Source organism: Hydrogenobacter subterraneus, assembly GCF_055390195.1.
Genome location: NZ_AP042473.1, coordinates 833,769 through 850,287 on the forward strand (window position 1 = coordinate 833,769; position 16,519 = coordinate 850,287).

At 43.2% G+C, this 16,519-nt stretch carries 19 protein-coding genes and 2 tRNA genes; 11 read left to right on the forward strand and 10 right to left on the reverse strand.

Translation table 11 applies throughout. The annotated features are described in order from the left end of the window. Positions 1 to 6: 6 nt before the first annotated feature. Positions 7 to 663 (forward strand): lipoyl protein ligase domain-containing protein, encoded by a 657-nt coding sequence (locus tag ACZ5GB_RS04610; RefSeq protein ID WP_464327802.1) that lies wholly within the window; start codon positions 7 to 9, stop codon positions 661 to 663. On the opposite strand, the gene purH is transcribed toward ACZ5GB_RS04610, so the two are convergent. Beyond that, positions 653 to 2,170 carry a bifunctional phosphoribosylaminoimidazolecarboxamide formyltransferase/IMP cyclohydrolase gene (purH, locus tag ACZ5GB_RS04615; RefSeq protein ID WP_464327803.1) on the reverse strand — a complete coding sequence of 506 codons (1,518 nt, stop codon included), beginning with the start codon at positions 2,168 to 2,170 and terminating at the stop codon, positions 653 to 655. The genes ACZ5GB_RS04610 and purH overlap by 11 nt on opposite strands. Positions 2,171 to 2,227: 57 nt before the next feature. Between purH and ACZ5GB_RS04620 the strand changes: the two genes are divergently transcribed. Beyond that, on the forward strand, positions 2,228 to 2,995 hold the full coding sequence (locus ACZ5GB_RS04620; RefSeq protein WP_464327804.1) for a Gfo/Idh/MocA family oxidoreductase: 768 nt from the start codon (positions 2,228 to 2,230) through the stop codon (positions 2,993 to 2,995). Here the strand turns inward: ACZ5GB_RS04620 and ACZ5GB_RS04625 are convergent. Both ACZ5GB_RS04625 and lysS read right to left on the reverse strand, forming a co-directional pair. Beyond that, on the reverse strand, positions 2,992 to 3,723 hold the full coding sequence (locus tag ACZ5GB_RS04625; RefSeq protein ID WP_464327805.1) for a ferredoxin reductase: 732 nt from the start codon (positions 3,721 to 3,723) through the stop codon (positions 2,992 to 2,994). The two genes, ACZ5GB_RS04620 and ACZ5GB_RS04625, sit on opposite strands and share 4 nt — an antisense overlap. 2 nt (positions 3,724 to 3,725) lie before the next feature. Further along, entirely contained in the window at positions 3,726 to 5,429 is a 1,704-nt protein-coding gene (lysS, locus tag ACZ5GB_RS04630; RefSeq protein ID WP_464327806.1) for a lysine--tRNA ligase, read from the reverse strand. Positions 5,430 to 5,469: 40 nt separating this feature from the next. Here lysS and ACZ5GB_RS04635 point away from each other — a divergent pair, with 40 nt between their 5' ends. From ACZ5GB_RS04635 to ACZ5GB_RS04670, 8 genes are all read left to right on the forward strand, one after another. Then, a complete protein-coding gene (locus ACZ5GB_RS04635; protein WP_464326088.1) occupies positions 5,470 to 6,399 on the forward strand; it encodes a histone deacetylase family protein in 930 nt (309 codons plus the stop codon). After that, positions 6,396 to 6,605 carry a hypothetical protein gene (locus tag ACZ5GB_RS04640; RefSeq protein WP_464326089.1) on the forward strand — a complete coding sequence of 70 codons (210 nt, stop codon included), beginning with the start codon at positions 6,396 to 6,398 and terminating at the stop codon, positions 6,603 to 6,605. Before ACZ5GB_RS04635 ends, ACZ5GB_RS04640 begins: the two co-directional genes overlap by 4 nt. Positions 6,606 to 6,615: 10 nt before the next feature. Beyond that, a tRNA-Val gene (locus tag ACZ5GB_RS04645) sits at positions 6,616 to 6,690 on the forward strand. A gap of 20 nt (positions 6,691 to 6,710) precedes the next feature. Continuing rightward, the gene (locus ACZ5GB_RS04650) at positions 6,711 to 8,156 is read left to right on the forward strand and encodes an RtcB family protein (RefSeq protein WP_464326090.1); all 1,446 of its coding nucleotides are present in this window, start codon (positions 6,711 to 6,713) and stop codon (positions 8,154 to 8,156) included. Positions 8,157 to 8,186: 30 nt separating this feature from the next. Then, a complete protein-coding gene (locus ACZ5GB_RS04655) occupies positions 8,187 to 9,752 on the forward strand; it encodes a S1 RNA-binding domain-containing protein (protein WP_464326091.1) in 1,566 nt (521 codons plus the stop codon). Further along, complete coding sequence (locus tag ACZ5GB_RS04660) at positions 9,749 to 9,991, forward strand: HU family DNA-binding protein (RefSeq protein ID WP_464326092.1); 243 nt, start codon at positions 9,749 to 9,751, stop codon at positions 9,989 to 9,991. Before ACZ5GB_RS04655 ends, ACZ5GB_RS04660 begins: the two co-directional genes overlap by 4 nt. Before the next feature lie 5 nt (positions 9,992 to 9,996). Then, positions 9,997 to 10,069: transfer RNA gene (locus ACZ5GB_RS04665), tRNA-Pro, on the forward strand. A gap of 22 nt (positions 10,070 to 10,091) precedes the next feature. Next, positions 10,092 to 10,730, forward strand: coding sequence for a bacterio-opsin activator (locus tag ACZ5GB_RS04670; RefSeq protein WP_464326093.1), 639 nt, complete (start codon positions 10,092 to 10,094; stop codon positions 10,728 to 10,730). Here the strand turns inward: ACZ5GB_RS04670 and ACZ5GB_RS04675 are convergent. From ACZ5GB_RS04675 to ACZ5GB_RS04690, 4 genes are all read right to left on the reverse strand, one after another. Next, positions 10,708 to 11,793: an AI-2E family transporter gene (locus ACZ5GB_RS04675; protein ID WP_464326094.1), complete on the reverse strand. Its 1,086-nt coding sequence runs from the start codon at positions 11,791 to 11,793 to the stop codon at positions 10,708 to 10,710. The genes ACZ5GB_RS04670 and ACZ5GB_RS04675 overlap by 23 nt on opposite strands. Positions 11,794 to 11,917: 124 nt before the next feature. Then, a complete protein-coding gene (locus tag ACZ5GB_RS04680; protein ID WP_464326095.1) occupies positions 11,918 to 12,898 on the reverse strand; it encodes an NAD(P)H-dependent glycerol-3-phosphate dehydrogenase in 981 nt (326 codons plus the stop codon). Between the two features lie 44 nt (positions 12,899 to 12,942). Further along, positions 12,943 to 13,440 carry a hypothetical protein gene (locus ACZ5GB_RS04685; RefSeq protein WP_464326096.1) on the reverse strand — a complete coding sequence of 166 codons (498 nt, stop codon included), beginning with the start codon at positions 13,438 to 13,440 and terminating at the stop codon, positions 12,943 to 12,945. 21 nt (positions 13,441 to 13,461) lie between these two features. Continuing rightward, entirely contained in the window at positions 13,462 to 13,791 is a 330-nt protein-coding gene (locus ACZ5GB_RS04690; protein ID WP_464326097.1) for a hypothetical protein, read from the reverse strand. 146 nt (positions 13,792 to 13,937) lie between these two features. Between ACZ5GB_RS04690 and ACZ5GB_RS04695 the strand changes: the two genes are divergently transcribed. Then, positions 13,938 to 14,756: a hypothetical protein gene (locus tag ACZ5GB_RS04695; RefSeq protein WP_464326098.1), complete on the forward strand. Its 819-nt coding sequence runs from the start codon at positions 13,938 to 13,940 to the stop codon at positions 14,754 to 14,756. Here ACZ5GB_RS04695 and ACZ5GB_RS04700 read toward each other — a convergent pair. Genes ACZ5GB_RS04700 through leuD form a run of 3 tightly spaced genes read right to left on the reverse strand, consistent with a single transcriptional unit; the run spans position 14,748 to position 16,508 of the window. Continuing rightward, complete coding sequence (locus tag ACZ5GB_RS04700) at positions 14,748 to 15,473, reverse strand: ZIP family metal transporter (protein ID WP_464326099.1); 726 nt, start codon at positions 15,471 to 15,473, stop codon at positions 14,748 to 14,750. The two genes, ACZ5GB_RS04695 and ACZ5GB_RS04700, sit on opposite strands and share 9 nt — an antisense overlap. Further along, positions 15,470 to 16,012: an orotate phosphoribosyltransferase gene (gene pyrE / locus ACZ5GB_RS04705; RefSeq protein WP_464326100.1), complete on the reverse strand. Its 543-nt coding sequence runs from the start codon at positions 16,010 to 16,012 to the stop codon at positions 15,470 to 15,472. The genes ACZ5GB_RS04700 and pyrE overlap by 4 nt, the downstream gene beginning before the upstream one ends. Then, positions 16,005 to 16,508 carry a 3-isopropylmalate dehydratase small subunit gene (leuD, locus tag ACZ5GB_RS04710; RefSeq protein WP_464326101.1) on the reverse strand — a complete coding sequence of 168 codons (504 nt, stop codon included), beginning with the start codon at positions 16,506 to 16,508 and terminating at the stop codon, positions 16,005 to 16,007. The genes pyrE and leuD overlap by 8 nt, the downstream gene beginning before the upstream one ends. Positions 16,509 to 16,519: the final 11 nt, after the last annotated feature.

Below are 16,519 nucleotides of genomic sequence, written 5' to 3' on the forward strand. Positions count from 1 at the left end.
TAATCTGTGGAAGGTAAAAAAGCTTATGATTTAGCTTACCTTGAGGTGCTTAATGGAAAGGAAAACATGGAAAGGGATTGGAATAACCTTCTTATAACAGAAGAAAGCCAAAGGCCCTGCTTTAGAATATACCAATGGAAGGAAAAAACCCTTAGCTTGGGCTATTCCCAAGAGCCTATAAATCTTTCCATTCCTGTGGTAAAAAGGCCTACTGGTGGCGGAGCCCTTCTTCATGGTTGGGACCTGTCCTTTTCCTACACAGGCCTTAGGAAGGATTGGGGAGGTAGCTTTTCAAAGATATACATAAACTTTATGGGTTTGTTGCTTGAGCTTTTAAAAAAGGTGGACCCTGCCTTTGATATGAGTAGGTATAGGGGAGGTTATGAAGGCTATTTTTGTTATTTCTATCCAACCCTTGGTGAGATAAGCTTTAAGGGTAAAAAAGTGGTTGCCTGTGCTATGAGAATGGGTAAAGAGGCCTTTCTTTTACATGGAAGCTTATTTTTGGATATGGATTACGCATATTTTGAAAGCCTTACTGGCATAGAAGGAAAAAAGTTAAAGGAAAGGATAATTACCTTTAAAGAGTTGGGCCTTGGCTTTGAAGAGGCCGTAGAGCTAATGCATGGTCTAAAAATGCTTTGTAATACTTCTAATGTCTAAAATGTCTTGTACCAGTGAACACCATAGCCATATTATGTTGGTTTACAGCCTCTATTACCTCCTTATCCCTTATGGACCCACCTGGCTGGATTATAGCTCTTATTCCTACTTCCTGTGCCAGGTCCACACTATCCCTAAATGGTAAAAAGGCCTCTGATGCCATAACACTACCTTTTAGGTCAAAGCCAAACCTTTGGGCCCTTGCAATGGCACAGCGTAAGCTATCCACCCTTGATACATTACCCGACCCTATGCCCAAGGTTCTACCACCCTTGGCTATCACTATGGCGTTGGACTTTACATACCTACATACTTTCCAGGCAAAAAGAAGGTCTTGCATTTCTTCTTCCGTGGGATGTCTTTGAGAGACTACTTCAAGCTTTTCATAATCAATGTTGTCTTCTTCCTGCAACAGATATCCACCGCTTACCTTTTTTATATCAAAGGAAAAGGAGTAGCCAAGAGCCTGAACAAGCCTTAGGTTTTTCTTCTTGGAAAGCACCTCAAGGGCTTCTTCCGACCATTCTGGTGCAATAATAACTTCAAGGAATATGTCTGTAAGCCTTTCTGCAAGCTGTTTTTCTACTCTATCGTTGAAGGCTACAATACCGCCAAAGGCGGATTCTGGGTCTGAGGAAAGGGCCTTTTCAAAGGCTTCCAATAGATTCTTACCAAGGGCCACACCACAAGGGTTGTTATGCTTAACAATAACACAGGCAGGGTTAGAGAATTCACTTACAAGCCTAAAAGCGGAATCGCTATCAAGGTAGTTATTAAAGGACATCTCTTTACCTTGCAGTATGTGAGACCTTGCTATGCCAAGGTCCTCAAGCGGGTTATGAAATAGCCAAGCCTTCTGATGGGGGTTTTCTCCATACCTTAAACTTCCAAAAAGCTTCATAGGTAGTGAGAAATAGTGTGTGGCACTGTCCACTTCCCACAGCCTTTCCAAAGCCCTTGATATTAGAGCATCATAGTAGGCTGTTAAGGAAAAGGCCTTTATGGCCAATTTTTTCCTATCTTCAAGGCTAATGGTGCCTTCCTTTATCTTATTGGCTACCCAAGCATAGTCTTGGGGGTCCACCACTACAGCCACCCTATAAAAATTTTTAGCGGAGGCTCTAATTAAGGTAGGCCCACCTATATCTATAAACTCCATAAGTTCTTGCTCCTGTAGGTCTTCTTTTAGTTTTTCCTCAAATGGATAAAGGTTTACTACCACTAAGTCTATTGGTTCTATACCAAGCCTTTTTATCTCTTCCTTGTCCTTTTCTACCCAATCTCTGTAAAGTATGCCACCATGTATGGCAGGATGCAGGGTCTTTACCCTTCCGTCCAATATTTCTGGAAAGTTTGTGATCTCTTCCACCTCTTTTACTTCATAGCCAAGGCTTTTTATAAACTTGGCTGTACCACCAGTGGAGATTATTTCGTAGCCCTTTTCTTTTAGAGCTTCCAAAAGCACATCAAGACCTTCTTTGTAATAAACCGATAGAAGAGCCCTCATGGGATAAAGATTTTACACCAATTTAAAGCTTCTAAGAAAGTATTAAAATTTTAAGCCATGCATGTGCTTTTGGTTGGCCTTGGTAATATGGGGAATAAGTATTTTTGGAAGCTGGAACAGATGGGTGAAAGGCTTGTGCTTTGTGATATAGACCCATCTAAGGAGAAAAAACCACATCCTTTTTATTGCCACTTTGGTGATGTGAAAGAGGATGTGCGGGCAGTTATTGTGGCAGTGGACCCAAAGGACCATGTAAGTATAGCAAAGGAGTTTTTGAGTAAGGATATTCCTGTGCTTTTGGAAAAGCCACCAGCCCTTAGCTCAAAAGAGTTTGAAAGTATAAAAAACTATGAAAAACTCTATATTTCTGAGGTAGAAAGCTACTCCGTATGCGCCCAATTTCTAAGAAAGCCTGAAAAGTTTATAAAGATTGAAAGGTTTGGCAAAGGTAGAGGCTACATCTCACCCCTTTGGGATCTTGCCTGGCATGACCTCTATTTACTTCAAAACATATCTGAAAACATAAAGGTTGAAGCCTTGGAAATAGATGGAGAAGTTTGGACCTTGAGAGGCAGTTTGGATGGCCTTCCCTTTAGTATAAGCGTGGCTTGGGAGCATCCACAGCCAAGAAGGCTTTGGTATATAGACGAGGACCTTCTTCTTGACTTTGGTGAGGAAAGGGTGTATGAAAGGGGAAAGCTCTTAAAGGAAGAAAAGAGGGACAAGCTAAGGCTTATGGTGGAGGACTTTTTAAAGGGGAGCTTTGACAAAAAAAGCGTGCAAAGGGCCTATATAAACCTTAAGATCCTTGAAAGCCTCTCTTAATCGTATTTTTCCTTTTTTATCTGCTCTTTATCCACGCCAAGTTCAATCAAAATACTGGCTATATCTTCCACAAACTGGGGTGGGCCACAAAGATAGTAAAGGTTTGTAGGTATGTCTTCCACTTCTTTTAGGATCATGTCCGTGTTTATCCTGCCCGTGTAGCCCTTCCAGTCTGGTGGCCAAGAACGTGTAAGGGTATGAACCACCTTTATGTTTGAGTGTTTATCCATCCTTTCAAGCTCTTCTTTGTATATGATCTCCTCGTAGTGTGTGTTGGAATAAAGCAAGGTAGCTCTGACATGGTCAAGACCTGCTGAAACTATATACCTTAGAATACACATAAGAGGCACTATTCCACTGCCTGCACCGATGAGAACAAGGCTCGTGCCCATTTGAGGAACCCATACGAACTTTCCGTAAGGGCCCTTTATCAAAAACTCATCCCCTTCCTTTACCTTTTCTGTTAAAAAGGCAGAGGCTCTGCCGTTTGGAACCTTCTTTATGGTAAGCTCAAGGGAGTCCTTTTGAGTGGGTGGGCTGGCTATGGAGTAAGCCCTTTTCAAAACTTCTCCCTCGTAAGGAACGTTTAGCATCACATATTGGCCTGGATAAAAGTCAAAGTCTACTCCTCGTAGGTCAAAGACCAAGGTCTTTGTGGTAGGTGTTTCTCTTTTGACTTCAATAACTCTACCTTTGAACTCCCTTATGGGCTTTTTTTCAAGCTCCATCCTTACCTCCTCAAAGCTGGGAAGAGTATAACTTCCCTTATAGAGTCCACATCTGCCAGTATCATAACAAGCCTATCTATGCCTATGCCTTCACCACCAGTGGGGGGCATACCATATTCAAGGGCCGTTATAAAGTCCTCATCCATGGACATTGCCTCCTCATCTCCCATCTCCTTCTCCTTAAGCTGTTCTAAGAACCTCTCCTTTTGGTCCTCTGGGTCGTTCAGCTCTGTGTAGGCGTTGGCAAGCTCCTTTCCTGCCACAAAAAGCTCAAACCTTTCCACTAGGTCTGGGTCTTTTCTGTGGCTCTTGGCAAGGGGCGATAGGATTTTGGGAAAGTCCAAAACAAAGCATGGTCCCCAAAGCTCATCTTCCACAAGCATATCAAAGACCTTATCTATTAGCTTGGCATGGGTTAGGCTTTCGGCCTTTGGCACACCTATCTTCTTTGCAAACTCCCTTAGACCTTCCACATCTCTCAAGAAAAAGTCTTTGTCCTTTCCAGTTTTTTCTTCCAAAAGGTCAAAGTATTTGTACCTCTTATAAGGTGGTGTAAAATCAAGCTCCTTTCCTCTGTAGCTTATCTTAAGAGTCCCCAAGGTATTTAAAAGCACATGGGAAAGTAGCCTTTCGGTGAAGTTCATAAGGTCCTCATAGTCCCAATAGGCAGCATAAAACTCCACCATGGTAAACTCAGGGTTGTGGGTTGTGTCCACTCCCTCGTTGCGGAAATTTTTGCCAAGTTCATAAACTCTGTTAAAGCCCCCCACTATAAGCCTTTTGAGGTATAGCTCTGGTGCTATCCTAAGGTATAGGTTCTGCTCAAGGTAGTTGTGGTATGTAATAAAGGGCTTAGCATTAGCACCTGAGGCCACATGTTGCAAAATGGGAGTCTCCACCTCCAAAAAGCCCTCTGAGTTCAAAAAGTTCCTTATCTCTTGTATTACCTTACTCCTTAGGATGAATATCTTCCTTGCATGTTCGTTGGCTATAAGGTCCAAGTATCTCTGCCTGTAGCGGACTTCTACATCCTTTATGCCGTGCCACTTTTCCGGCATGGGATGAAGACTCTTTGAAAGTAAAGAAAAGCTTTCCACCTCAACGGTTAGCTCACCAGTCTTTGTCCTAAAGAGCTTGCCCTTTACTCCTATTATGTCCCCCAAATCTACCAGGTCCTCAAAATCTTTAAAAGCCTCTTCTCCTATGAGGTCTGCCTTTACGTATATCTGTATCCTTCCTGTGGCATCTTGGAGATGCCCAAATATGGCCTTTCCCATACTTCTTAGTGTGATGAGCCTTCCTGCCACAGAGACCTCTTCAAAGTTTGGTTCAAGGTCGTACTCGGCCTTTAGGCTTTGTATATCAAGGCTATTGTTTTCTTGCGTAGGCACGGCGAAAAAAAGGCATAACTTACCCTCATACCTGTCCAGCTTACCCCTTAGAGTATATTCCTTACCGGCTTGTAGCTCTTGTTCTGTTATGGCAAGTATTTCAACGCCGGAGGCGTCTGAAAGCCTAACAAGATAGCCCTTTTCCAGCTTGGAGACCCTTTTAGCTATTCCCTTTACGCTTACCTCCTTACCATCCGTTGGCTTTTCATACTTGTCCCTTATATCACCTATCTGATGGCTTACCTCAAACTTGTGAGGATAGGCTAAATTCCTCTCTCTTAGCTTTTTAAGTTTTTCAAGTCTTGACCCTTCCATAAAAAAAGGATTATAGCACTTTTGGAGTATAATCTTCTTCATGAAAACAGGCTTTGTATATAGCCACATATACCTTGAACACCATTGGAAAAACCATCCAGAAAACAAAGACAGGCTTATAGCCATAGTGCAAGAACTGGAAAGAAAAGGACTGTTAAAGGAATTGGTGCATATTGACCCAAGAAGGGCCTCCGCCCAAGAGGTCTCTTTAAACCACGACCCTACTTACATACAAGAGGTGGCAGACTTTTGCGCAGCAGGTGGTGGCTACTTGGACCCGGATACTTATGCAGTGCCATCTTCTTATGAGGTAGCCCTACATGCGGTGGGTGGCGTGCTTGAAGGCATAGACAGGCTTTTAAAAAAGGAAGTGGATGTGGTATTCTGTGCCGTAAGGCCACCTGGCCATCATGCCGAATATGCAAAGGCTATGGGCTTTTGCCTCTTTAACAACATAGCCATAGGCGCCCACTATCTTCTTCAAAAGGGCTTTGATAGAGTCTTTATAGTGGATTTTGATGCCCATCATGGAAATGGAACACAAAAAAGTTTTTATGAGGATGACAGAGTATTTTACTTTTCTTCCCACGAATACCCCTTTTATCCCGGCACAGGTTCTCGTGAAGAAAAAGGTGCAGGGAAAGGCTACGGCTATACCCATAACGAACCACTTCCAGCAGGCGCAGGAGATAAGGAATTTAGCCAGATATACTTGGAAACCCTTCCAAAGATTTTTTATGAATACAAGCCACAATTTTTGCTTGTATCGGCAGGCTATGATGCCCACAGGGATGACCCCCTTACCTATTTGAACCTTTCTACAGAAGGCTTTGGTAGAATAGTGGACAGCCTTCTAAGCTTGGCAAAGGACCTATCCATACCCGTGCTTTTCGCCTTAGAGGGTGGCTATAACTTGCAAGCTTTGGCCCAGTGCGTTAGCCTAAGCATAGAAAGGATGTTGGAGGCATGATGTTAAAAAGGATAAAACACTACATATTTCAAGCCATTTCCTTCATCTTTGTGGTATACGGCTTTTACCTGCTTTTTCTCTTCCTTCTGGACACATCCCTTAGAGTAAACAAAACCTTAGCCTATCCCTTTTCCATAGGCATCACCCTGCTTTTGGCAAGCTTTACTCTTTATTATTGGGTAAAGAAAGGGAAATTGCCTTTATAATATTATTTGAGGGCGATTAGCTCAGAGGTAGAGCGCCATCCTCACAAGATGGAGGTCGGAGGTTCGAGTCCTCCATCGCCCACCATTTGAAATAGATTTAATACTATGAGTAGTCTAAAGGAAAGCCTCATTAAAATTGATGAGTTTGTTTACAAGCTACCGGAGAACACAATTCAAGGGCAAAAAGTACCAGTCTACTTTTACCTTAGCGATAGACTCTTTGAACTTTTGGAAGAGGATGCTATAAGGCAGGCGGCCAACGCCGCAACCCTTCCAGGTGTGGAAAAAGCCATTTATGTAATGCCAGATGTGCATGTGGGCTATGGCTTTCCTGTGGGTGGTGTTATGGCAACGGATATAGAAGAGGGTATAATAAGCCCCGGGTCCATAGGCTACGATATAAACTGTGGTGTAAGGCTCATAGCCACAAACCTCACAGTGGATGATATAAAGCCTGTAAGAAAGGAGCTTATGCAAGAAGTTTTAAAGAACGTGCCTGCTGGCGTTGGTTCCACTGGAAAGATAAAGCTTTCAAAGGCCGAGCTTTCTGAGGTGGCCATAAAGGGCGCAAGGTGGGCCATAGAAAGAGGCTATGGCTTTGAGGAAGACCTTGAACACATAGAGAGCAAGGGAGCATTACCCAATGCGGATCCTTCCAAGGTGTCCGACTTTGCCTTTCAAAGAGGCTCTGACGAGCTTGGAACGGTAGGCTCCGGAAACCACTTTGTAGAAGTGCAGTATGTGGATGAGATATACGATGAAGAGATAGCCAAAAAACTTGGCCTTGAGCTTGGACAGGCTACCATAATGGTGCATTCTGGGTCAAGGGGCTTTGGCCATCAGGTATGCGTTGATTATCTTAAGGTGGCAAAGGATGCCCTAAAAAAGTACAATATAGACATACCAGACATGCAATTGGCATGCATGCCTTTTAAATCCGTAGAAGGCCAGGACTATTTTAAGGCTATGAACGCTGCAGCCAACTACGCCTTTGCCAACAGACAGATATTGGGCTATTTGACCGCAGATACGGTAAGGAGGTTTTTCAACCTATCTTGGAAGGAGTTTGGGTATAGACTGGTCTACGACCTGGCCCACAACATAGGAAAGGTGGAAGAGCATAAAGTAGATGGCGAGGTTAAAAAGCTTTTGGTTCATAGAAAGGGGGCCACAAGGGCCTTTCCACCACACAATCCAGATGTTCCGCCAGCTTACAAGGATATTGGCCAGCCCGTCCTCATACCCGGAGATGTGGGAAGATACTCTTTCCTTCTAGTGGGTCAAGAAAAAAGCATGCACATGAGCTTTGGAAGCGCATGCCATGGTGCTGGCAGGCTTATGTCAAGGACAAAGGCAAAGGAGTTTGTCAGAAAGGAGGGCCTTGAGAAGGTCCTGGGAGACCTGGTGGTGGTAGCAAGAGGAAAAGGAACGGTGGCAGAAGAGATACCGCAGGCGTATAAGGATGTTTCCGAGGTTGCTTTTGTGGTCCATTCCCTTGGTATAGCAAAGTTGGTAGCAAGGTTTAAACCCTTAGGTACTTTGAAAGGATAAGTGATATAATAAAAATTTCTGGAGGAAAGAATGGGTGAGTTTGAGAAGCTCTTTGAGAAGAGTCTAAAGGAAATAAGAAGGGGGGAGGTAATAAAGGGAAGGGTTGTGCAGGTTGATGACAGGAACATTTACGTGGACATCGGCTACAAGGTGGAAGGTATACTTCCAAAGGAAGAGCTACCAGAAGCAAAGGTAGGAGATGAGATAAAGGCTGTGGTCCTTAGGTTTAGCAGAAACGGCTCTCCCATACTTTCCTACAGAAGATACTTAGAAGAGAAGCTTACAGGGTTTTTAAAGTCCTGTTATGAGAAGGGCAAGTTTGTAACAGGCACGGTGGTAGGTAAGGGAGAGGATGCCTATGTGGTGGATATAAGCGGTCTAAAAACCCTTTTGCCTTTCAAGGAGGCGAGCAAGAACCTAAGGGAAGGCAAAAAGATAGTGGCAAAGATAATAGAGTTAAAAAGGGAAGAGGGTGGTCTTAAAGTGGTCTTATCCCAAAAAGATTACATAAAGGCTCAGGAAGAAAAGAAGAAGGCAAGGCTTCTTGCAAGGCTAAAGGTGGGAGATATAGTAGAAGGCCGTGTTATAAAGATAGACCCAGACAAGGGTATAACCCTTTTGATAGGGAATGCCTTGAGGGCCTTTTTACCCCTTGATGAACTTAGCTGGGGAAGGGATAGAAACCCTTACAACTACGCAGAAATTGGTGAAAGATTAAGGGTAAAGGTAAAAAGAATACCAAAAGATGGCCAGTTTATATTTGTTAGCTTAAAAGAAATGAAAGAAAACCCATGGTTAAAGGCGGAGGAGAGCATTAAGAAAGGGCAAGTGCTTAACGGAAGAGTGGTTGAGGTAAAAGAAAACGGGCTAATAGTGGAGATTATGGAGGGTGTAGAAGGTTATGTTCCAAAAGAAGAAATATCTTATGATGGTACCACCTTTAAAAAGGGCGATAAGGTATCTGCTTTGGTGCTTGACTTTGACCCCAAAAGGCGCAAGCTCATTCTTAGTATAAAAAGGACTCTTCCAAAACCATGGGAAGAGTTCCTTAAAAAATACCCTGTGGGAAGTAAAGTTGTTGGAACGGTTGAGAAGATAGAAGGTGCAAAGGCTTTTGTAAAGCTTGACCAAAACGTTTATGGAATGATCCACAGAAGCGACCTTGACTGGGTAAAGCCCGGCAGGGTGGAGGATGTGCTTCAAGTAGGGCAGTCTTTGGAGTTTGCGGTATTGGGCCTTGATGGAAAGTTTGTAAAACTGGGGCTAAAACAGTTAAAAGAGAACCCATGGGAGAAAGTGCTAAATAGCTACAAGGTGGGAGATAAGGTAAAGCTAAGGGTAAAAAGCCTTCATCCTTTTGGTGCTTTCCTTCAATTTCCAGAGGGCGTAGATGGTCTTTTGCCCATCTCAGAAATACCAAAAGGCACCAAGCTTGAAGAGGGTCAGGAGGTAGAGGTTAAAATCATAGAACTGTCTCCCGAAAAGATAACCCTTAGCATGCGAGAAGAGGAGAAGAAGGAAGAGATTATAACCACCAGTAGCTCGGATAAGGGCTTTACTCTTGGAGACATACTAAGGAAGAAGATGAAAATATGAAAAGGAAAGCCCTTGTACAAAGATTGAAACAAGACCATTTTACCAAGCTTTCCAAAAAGAAAATATCCCACATGGTTAATTTTCTTATAAACAATATAAAGGGGGCTATCCAATCTGGAGAAGATGTTAAAATCTCAGGCTTTGGCACATTTAGAAGGAGGCAGAAGCGTATAGTTTTCAAACCAAGCAAAAAGCTTCTTTGGAAGTTGAAAACTGGCCTAAAGCGTTCTAAAATGTAATTTAACGGGGTGTGGCGCAGGCGGTAGCGCGCTGGCATGGGGGGCCAGAGGTCACGGGTTCAAGTCCCGTCACCCCGATTTTAAAAAAAGGAGGTGGAACATGGTAGTAATTGCACAGCCAGTAGAACAAGACTTAGAAGCCTTAGTCTTGAGAGTTTTCTTAAAGTCCATTGACGTGCTTGGTGGACTTTCCAAGCTTGCCGATTACAAAACTCTTACTTGGCTACCTTCCCTGGCAAGAGCCGTCTATTGCGTTGTATTGAGGGAAGAGTATTTCAAGACAGAAGAAGAAATAGCTCAAAGAGTTGGTCTTACCATTCAAACGGTTAGGAACATACTAAGGGCAGACCCAAACAAGGTTCTGGAAAAGCTAAAGAGCATTGAGGAACTTATAGAAGAGGAAAGAAAGGAATTAAAAGTGCATACCGCCGGTGGAGTGGCAAAGCTTGCATACAAGCTTGTAAAAGAAGGACATGAAGAACCTACCGTCTTTCTCCAATACTGTGAAAGAGTAGCTTACGCTTTGGATGTGCCTTGGGCTTATATGGTCCTAAAGAGGCTAAAGGGAACAGACTTTCCTATAAACTCTGCGGAAGCTATACTGGACAAGCTTGAAAACGTCTATATAAAAGGTAGGAGTGCAAAGGAGGTAATCCAAGAGCTTGAATTTCCAATAAAGAACCCTGCAGAGCTGTTGCATAAGATAAAGGAAAATCTCAAGATGCACGGTCTTGAGTGATACTTTCCTTTAAGATTCTCTTCTCGTATATTAGGGCAAGAGTAAAAAGGGTTGTAAAGATAAGGGGTCCGAGGAATATCCCTACAAAACCAAAGGTAAGTAGGCCCCCTATTATAGAAAAGAAAAGCACTATATAGGGTATGCTTATGCCCATCTTCATTATGATGGGCCTTAAAAGGTTGTCTATGGTTGAGATTATAAATGTTCCATAGAGGAACATAAAAGCACCATTATATACGCCTTTGGTTGCAAAGGTATAAACAGCCACTGGAAACCACACAAAGCCTGCACCAAAGGGTGGTATAAAGGAACTTATAAAAGTAGCAATGGCAAGCAGTATGGCATAGTCAATGCCAGCTATTTTGTAGCCTACAAAACCAAGTATACCCTGGACTATGGCAACGCCTATGGAGCCATAAACGGTGGCAAGAACAGTTTTGTATATGGTAATGGATACTTCCTCTATGTCCTCTCTATGCATGGGAAGGAATCTCTGCGCAAACTTTATAAACCTTGGACCATCCTTTAGGATAAAGAATAGGGTGATAAGAAAAACAAAGGTCTTGAAAAGAAAGCTTGCTACAGCTGGAACCAAAGAGGCAGCCAAGTTAAGCCCCTTTTGAGCTAAATCCCTTAGACCTGCAATAAGAAAGTTCTTAAACTCCTCCGATTCTATGTAGGCTATAAACCTTTTTATCTCTTCCTCCGTAAAAAGCCTTTTTATGTATGGATGGTTTTGTATCTCTTTTATAATGTCCAAGTAGGAGCTGTTTTGTGTAAGATTTATGGCGAGTTGGAAGAGGTCTATGGATTGTCTTACCGCAAGGGCAAGAATAAGGCTAAAGGGGATAACTACTAAAAGTAGGATTATTAAGGTTAAAATAAGCGCAGAAGATAGGTTCCCTATCCTACGGGAAAGCTTAAGATGTATTGGATACAGAACTAAGGAAAATATTATGGCCCAAAGGATAGGTTTGAGGAAAGGGAGAAGCATAAGCAATGCCAAAGCCATAAAAAAGCCTGTTAGCGATAAAAGGAAGTAAAGAAAAATTTTCTCCCTCACAAGGATAAATTATAAGGTATGGAAAGGTGTCCCAAGTGTGGTGCCTTGCTTGAGGTTATAGAATGCTGTGGTGGTGGCATATACAGATGCGATGCCTGTGGAGAGTTTTATTTTTATGGGGAACTCATAGAGTCTCAAAAGGACTCTGAGGAGGCCTCCTTAGAAGTTCAAGAGCCACCTCACCAGCCGGAAGACCTTCCACCACAATCTTGTAAACGGCAAGGCTAATAGGAGCGTGTATATTTAAGGATTCTGACAGTTCATACACGGCTTTAACCGTATGCACACCTTCTACAGTCTGATTTAGCCTTTTTAGAGCTTCCTCTACAGATAGGCCCTGACCGAGCATATAGCCAAGGCTTCTGTTCCTTGACTGGGGAGAGCTGGCGGTCAAAAAGAGGTCGCCCACGCCAGAAAGGCCATAAAAGGTTTCCCTCCTTGCTCCAAGGCTTACCCCTATCCTTACCATCTCCGCAAGCCCCCTTGTTATAAGGGAAGCCCTGGCATTCTCCCCAAAGCCAAGGCCATCCGATATACCGCAAGCTATAGCTATAACATTCTTTAAGGCACCACCGAGTTCCACACCCACAAGGTCTGTGGAAAGATAAACCCTAAAGCTTTCCGAGCTTATCCAACCTCTTATCCTTTCCATCTCCTCCCCATTATTTCCAGCCAAAACTAAAGCCGTAGGCAGTCCTTTTGAGACCTCACTGGCAAAGGAAGGTCCAGAAAGACAAAAAACCTCCACTTCTGAGTCTATTTCCAAAAGGACCTCTGAGACCCTTTTCTTTGTGCCTATCTCAAGGCCTTTTGATGCAGATATTATCTTTTTACCCTTAAGGCTTTTCCCTTTAAGCACTTCCCTTATGACCTGGACGGGAAGGGCAAGGATTATGTAATCGGAAAAGCTAAAGGCTTCCTCAAGGTCGTGGGTAGCTTGCACGCCTTTTAGTTCTACTCCTTCTACGTAAGGATGCTTACCTGTGTTTATAAGGTCTATGATGGCAGGGTTTTTTTCAAAGATAAGGATTTTATGTCCCAACCTTCCGAGATGGGAAGCTAAGGCACAGCCCCAACGACCCCCGCCAAGTATGGAAAAATGCATGGAAATATTATATTTTTCTTTAAAAGCATACGCCGGGTGAGAAATTAGACCTCAAGTTTACCCCTCCTATAATAGCTATATCCAATAGCATAAGCATATACATACACAAGCACACAAGTTAAAGTCCTCCACCCACTACCAGCATTAAAAAGCTTTATCTGACTTATAACACCTTCCACTACCTGCCTTTTTGCCCTCATCTCCCTACTACCACACACAATCACACCTTCACAACCCCTATAACCCCTATCTCCATACACCACACAACTCTCCACAAGCTTCCTAAACCATAAACTCCTTCTCTTCCTTTCCCTAAATGCCCTAACCTCATGCACACTTCCAAAGCTTATCCACACATCATAAACTCTTCCCCACCTATCACATAACACCATCATCAACATGCCATACCTGACCTCCTCAAACTCCACTACCTTCCCATTGTCTCTCCGAACTATCTTCCTTCTCCTCTTTGCCCACCATACCTTCCCTCTTACCCTCCTTATCTTCTGTGTCCTCGCCCTGTTTACATTGGCTATGTCCACTATGGTTCCATCTATTACAAGTTATATCTTCTTACCATACAAAAGCCTTGCTAAAATCATAAGCCTCAGCTTGTGAAGCTTGTATTCTCTCAATATCCTGTATACTCTCTTGAGTCTGTATTTTCTGAAGATATGCCATGATTGTATGGATGGGTCAATAAGTAGTTTAGCTAAGGTGAGGACTTTTGTATTGGTTATGTAGGAGAGTATAAAGATGGCTGCTATATGGATGTCTGTGAGTTTAGGCTTTCTGCCTGCTTTAGCTTTTGGCACATTAAGGAATGGCAAGGCATTTTCAAGGTCTTTTAGGATTTGTTGGTAGATGCGTAGGTAAGGTGGTATAATTTCCATGGTAAAAACCTCCGATGGTTTTTAGGGCTACTATTATAGTAGCCCTGCTGTCTTTTTATTGATATGGAAGGTTTAGCTTAAAGGGAATTTCTCACTCGGCGTATGGAAATATTATATTTTTCTTTAAAAGCATAAGGAGGTGGAAGATGAGAAAGGCTTTACTTTTAATGAGCTTGCTTTTTGGCTTTTCCTTTTCGCAGCAGTTAATTATGAAAAAACCACCCAAATCCCTTGAAAAATACTACCCTCCACAATCCCAAAAGATGGAGTTTCTCTCCAATATGCATACTATGAGCATTGCCTTTCATGGGATAAGCCTAAACATAAACGAGGGAAGATGGGACAAGGCTCTTGAGTGGGCAAATCAGTTAAAAAAGGCTTATGAAGAAAGCGCAAAAATGGTTCCCGAGTGGAAAGACTACTATAAGCCTGCCTTGGCGGAAAACTTGGTAAAGGCGGTCCAATCAAAGAATGCGGATGCGGTCGTAAAAGCTTCAAGGGAGCTTGGCCAAACCTGTAATAAATGCCATCAGGAAAACCAAGCGGTGGTAAAGCTATACTATCACTTTCCAAGGTATGACAACATAAAGCTTGAGGACCCGGTAGAATTGCAGGAACTAAAGGTAAAAGACTATATGAAAAAGCTCTCCGATTCTATGAAGTCCCTTAGGGTATTCCTTATACAAGGCGATGTGGCAAAGGCAAAAGAGCATGGAGACAACTTTGTGGAAAGGGCAAAACAGCTAAATACCATGTGTACCAAATGCCATACTTCCAAAGTATCCATAGAGGCCCTTGCGGGTAAAGATTATCTTACTTCCCTTGATAACTTACAAAAGGCCTTAAAGGCTCCGCAGGTAAATAGGGAGGCTGTTTTTAAGCATCTATCGGAAATAGGCCAGTATTGTTATAGGTGCCACAATGTGCATCTCATACCCACATTGGTGCAGAATGCCCTAAAGTGAAGTATCCAAAAGGAGCATAAGCAGTAATCCTACAAGAAAAGCTATTGTAGCTTGAGTGTGTTTTTCTTCTGAGTAGGCCTCTGGGAAAACTTCCTTGGCCGTTATGTATATCATAGCACCGCCACCAAAGCCAAGACCTATGGGCAAAAGGCTGTTAAAGTGTTCAAAAAAGGTATAGCCAAAAAGTGAAAAGATGGCCTCAATAAGACCACTTAAAAAGCCTATCCATAAGGGTATAAGCACCTTCCCGCTTATGACCATAAGTGGAAGGCTTACTATGAGGCCCTCTGGCACGTCTTGAAGTGCTATGGCTATGGCAGTCTCAAGCCCCTTATCCATAGAGTAGGAAGAGGCTATGCCAACGCTAAGACCTTCAGGTATGTTGTGTATTATCACAGCAAAGACTATGAGATAAAGCTTGCCTATCCTCTTATGGGAAAGGCCTTCCTTACCCTTTATGGTATGTTCGTGAGGCACAAGGTTTTCTATGAGGGCCATAAGGATAAAGCCCAGCACAATGCCCAAAGCCACAGACCAAAAGCCACCTATCTCTATACCCGGCAGTATAAGGCTTGTAAAGCTGGCTACAAGCATAACACCACCGGTAAAAGAAAGGGCTGGCCCCACGCTTATAAAGGACCTTTTAAAAAGCACAGCAATAAGGCTTCCAAGAAAGGTTCCCAAAAGGAGCAAAGAGGAAAGAAAAATTATGTTCATAGTAGGTCGGAGACCTTAAAAAGGGAGAAAACCTTTAGCCCTTCCCTTTCCAAGTTCTCCCTTCCGCCCTCTTCCCTGTCTACCACCGCATAAACGCATAGAACCTCATAGCCTTCTTTTTGACAGGCTTGAACAGCCTTTAGGGCAGAGGCACCAGTGGTTATAACATCTTCAAAGACCACCACTCTATCCCCAGCCTTCAACAATCCTTCTATTTGTCTTCCTGTGCCATGGGCCTTTGGCTCCTTTCTTACCACAAAGGGCTTTATGGGACTTCCTTCCAAGTAAGATATCATGGCTACAGAGTAGGCTATAGGGTCTGCGCCAAGGGTAAGTCCACCCACCCCATCGGGCCTTAGGTCCTTTATGCTTTCATACATCACTCTACCGAGTGTATACAGGCTTTCCGGGTCAAAGGTGATCTGCTTTAGGTCTATGTAATACCTGCTTAGCCTTCCCGAAGATAGTTTAAATATGGGTTCTTCAGCAACCTTTAAGGACCTTTCCTTTATAAGATTCTTTAGCCTTTCCTTATCCATTAGCCTTTAGCTTCTCTTTAGCATACTCCATAAGGCCACCGGCTTTTAAGATGGCCATAAGGGTTTCCGGGAACTTTGTGGCTTGGTATTCTTTTCCTTTAGTGAGATTTCTCACTATACCCTTTTCCAAGTCCACTTCCACCTCATCACCTTGGTCCATTTCATCCACCGCCTGTGGAGCCTCCACTATGGGAAGTCCTATGTTTATAGCATTCCTAAAGAATATCCTTGCAAAGGACTTAGCAATAACCACAGGCACGCCCGCATACTTTATGGCGATGGGTGCATGCTCTCTGGAAGAGCCGGAGCCAAAATTCCTGCCAGCCACTATAATATCGCCTTCCTTGTGTTCCTTGGCAAAGTTGGGATGTTCTGAGTCTTCCATCACATGCTGGGCAAGCTCATATGGGTCTGAAGTGTTTAAATATCTGGCAGGAATTATCTGGTCTGTGTCCACGTTGTCTCCAAACTTCCAAACCCTACCTCTTACAATCATAGGAAAATTAT

Coding starts and splice junctions, on each gene's coding strand:
- ACZ5GB_RS04700 (WP_464326099.1), bottom strand. CDS start 15,473: ATGAACATAATTTTTCTTTCCTCTTTGCTCCTTTTGGGAACCTTTCTT.
- purH (WP_464327803.1), bottom strand. CDS start 2,170: ATGAGGGCTCTTCTATCGGTTTATTACAAAGAAGGTCTTGATGTGCTT.
- ACZ5GB_RS04650 (WP_464326090.1), top strand. CDS start 6,711: ATGAGTAGTCTAAAGGAAAGCCTCATTAAAATTGATGAGTTTGTTTAC.
- ACZ5GB_RS04670 (WP_464326093.1), top strand. CDS start 10,092: ATGGTAGTAATTGCACAGCCAGTAGAACAAGACTTAGAAGCCTTAGTC.
- lysS (WP_464327806.1), bottom strand. CDS start 5,429: ATGGAAGGGTCAAGACTTGAAAAACTTAAAAAGCTAAGAGAGAGGAAT.
- ACZ5GB_RS04625 (WP_464327805.1), bottom strand. CDS start 3,723: ATGGAGCTTGAAAAAAAGCCCATAAGGGAGTTCAAAGGTAGAGTTATT.
- ACZ5GB_RS04640 (WP_464326089.1), top strand. CDS start 6,396: ATGATGTTAAAAAGGATAAAACACTACATATTTCAAGCCATTTCCTTC.
- ACZ5GB_RS04655 (WP_464326091.1), top strand. CDS start 8,187: ATGGGTGAGTTTGAGAAGCTCTTTGAGAAGAGTCTAAAGGAAATAAGA.
- ACZ5GB_RS04620 (WP_464327804.1), top strand. CDS start 2,228: ATGCATGTGCTTTTGGTTGGCCTTGGTAATATGGGGAATAAGTATTTT.
- leuD (WP_464326101.1), bottom strand. CDS start 16,508: ATGATTGTAAGAGGTAGGGTTTGGAAGTTTGGAGACAACGTGGACACA.
- ACZ5GB_RS04695 (WP_464326098.1), top strand. CDS start 13,938: ATGAGAAAGGCTTTACTTTTAATGAGCTTGCTTTTTGGCTTTTCCTTT.
- ACZ5GB_RS04635 (WP_464326088.1), top strand. CDS start 5,470: ATGAAAACAGGCTTTGTATATAGCCACATATACCTTGAACACCATTGG.
- pyrE (WP_464326100.1), bottom strand. CDS start 16,012: ATGGATAAGGAAAGGCTAAAGAATCTTATAAAGGAAAGGTCCTTAAAG.
- ACZ5GB_RS04660 (WP_464326092.1), top strand. CDS start 9,749: ATGAAAAGGAAAGCCCTTGTACAAAGATTGAAACAAGACCATTTTACC.
- ACZ5GB_RS04690 (WP_464326097.1), bottom strand. CDS start 13,791: ATGGAAATTATACCACCTTACCTACGCATCTACCAACAAATCCTAAAA.
- ACZ5GB_RS04680 (WP_464326095.1), bottom strand. CDS start 12,898: ATGCATTTTTCCATACTTGGCGGGGGTCGTTGGGGCTGTGCCTTAGCT.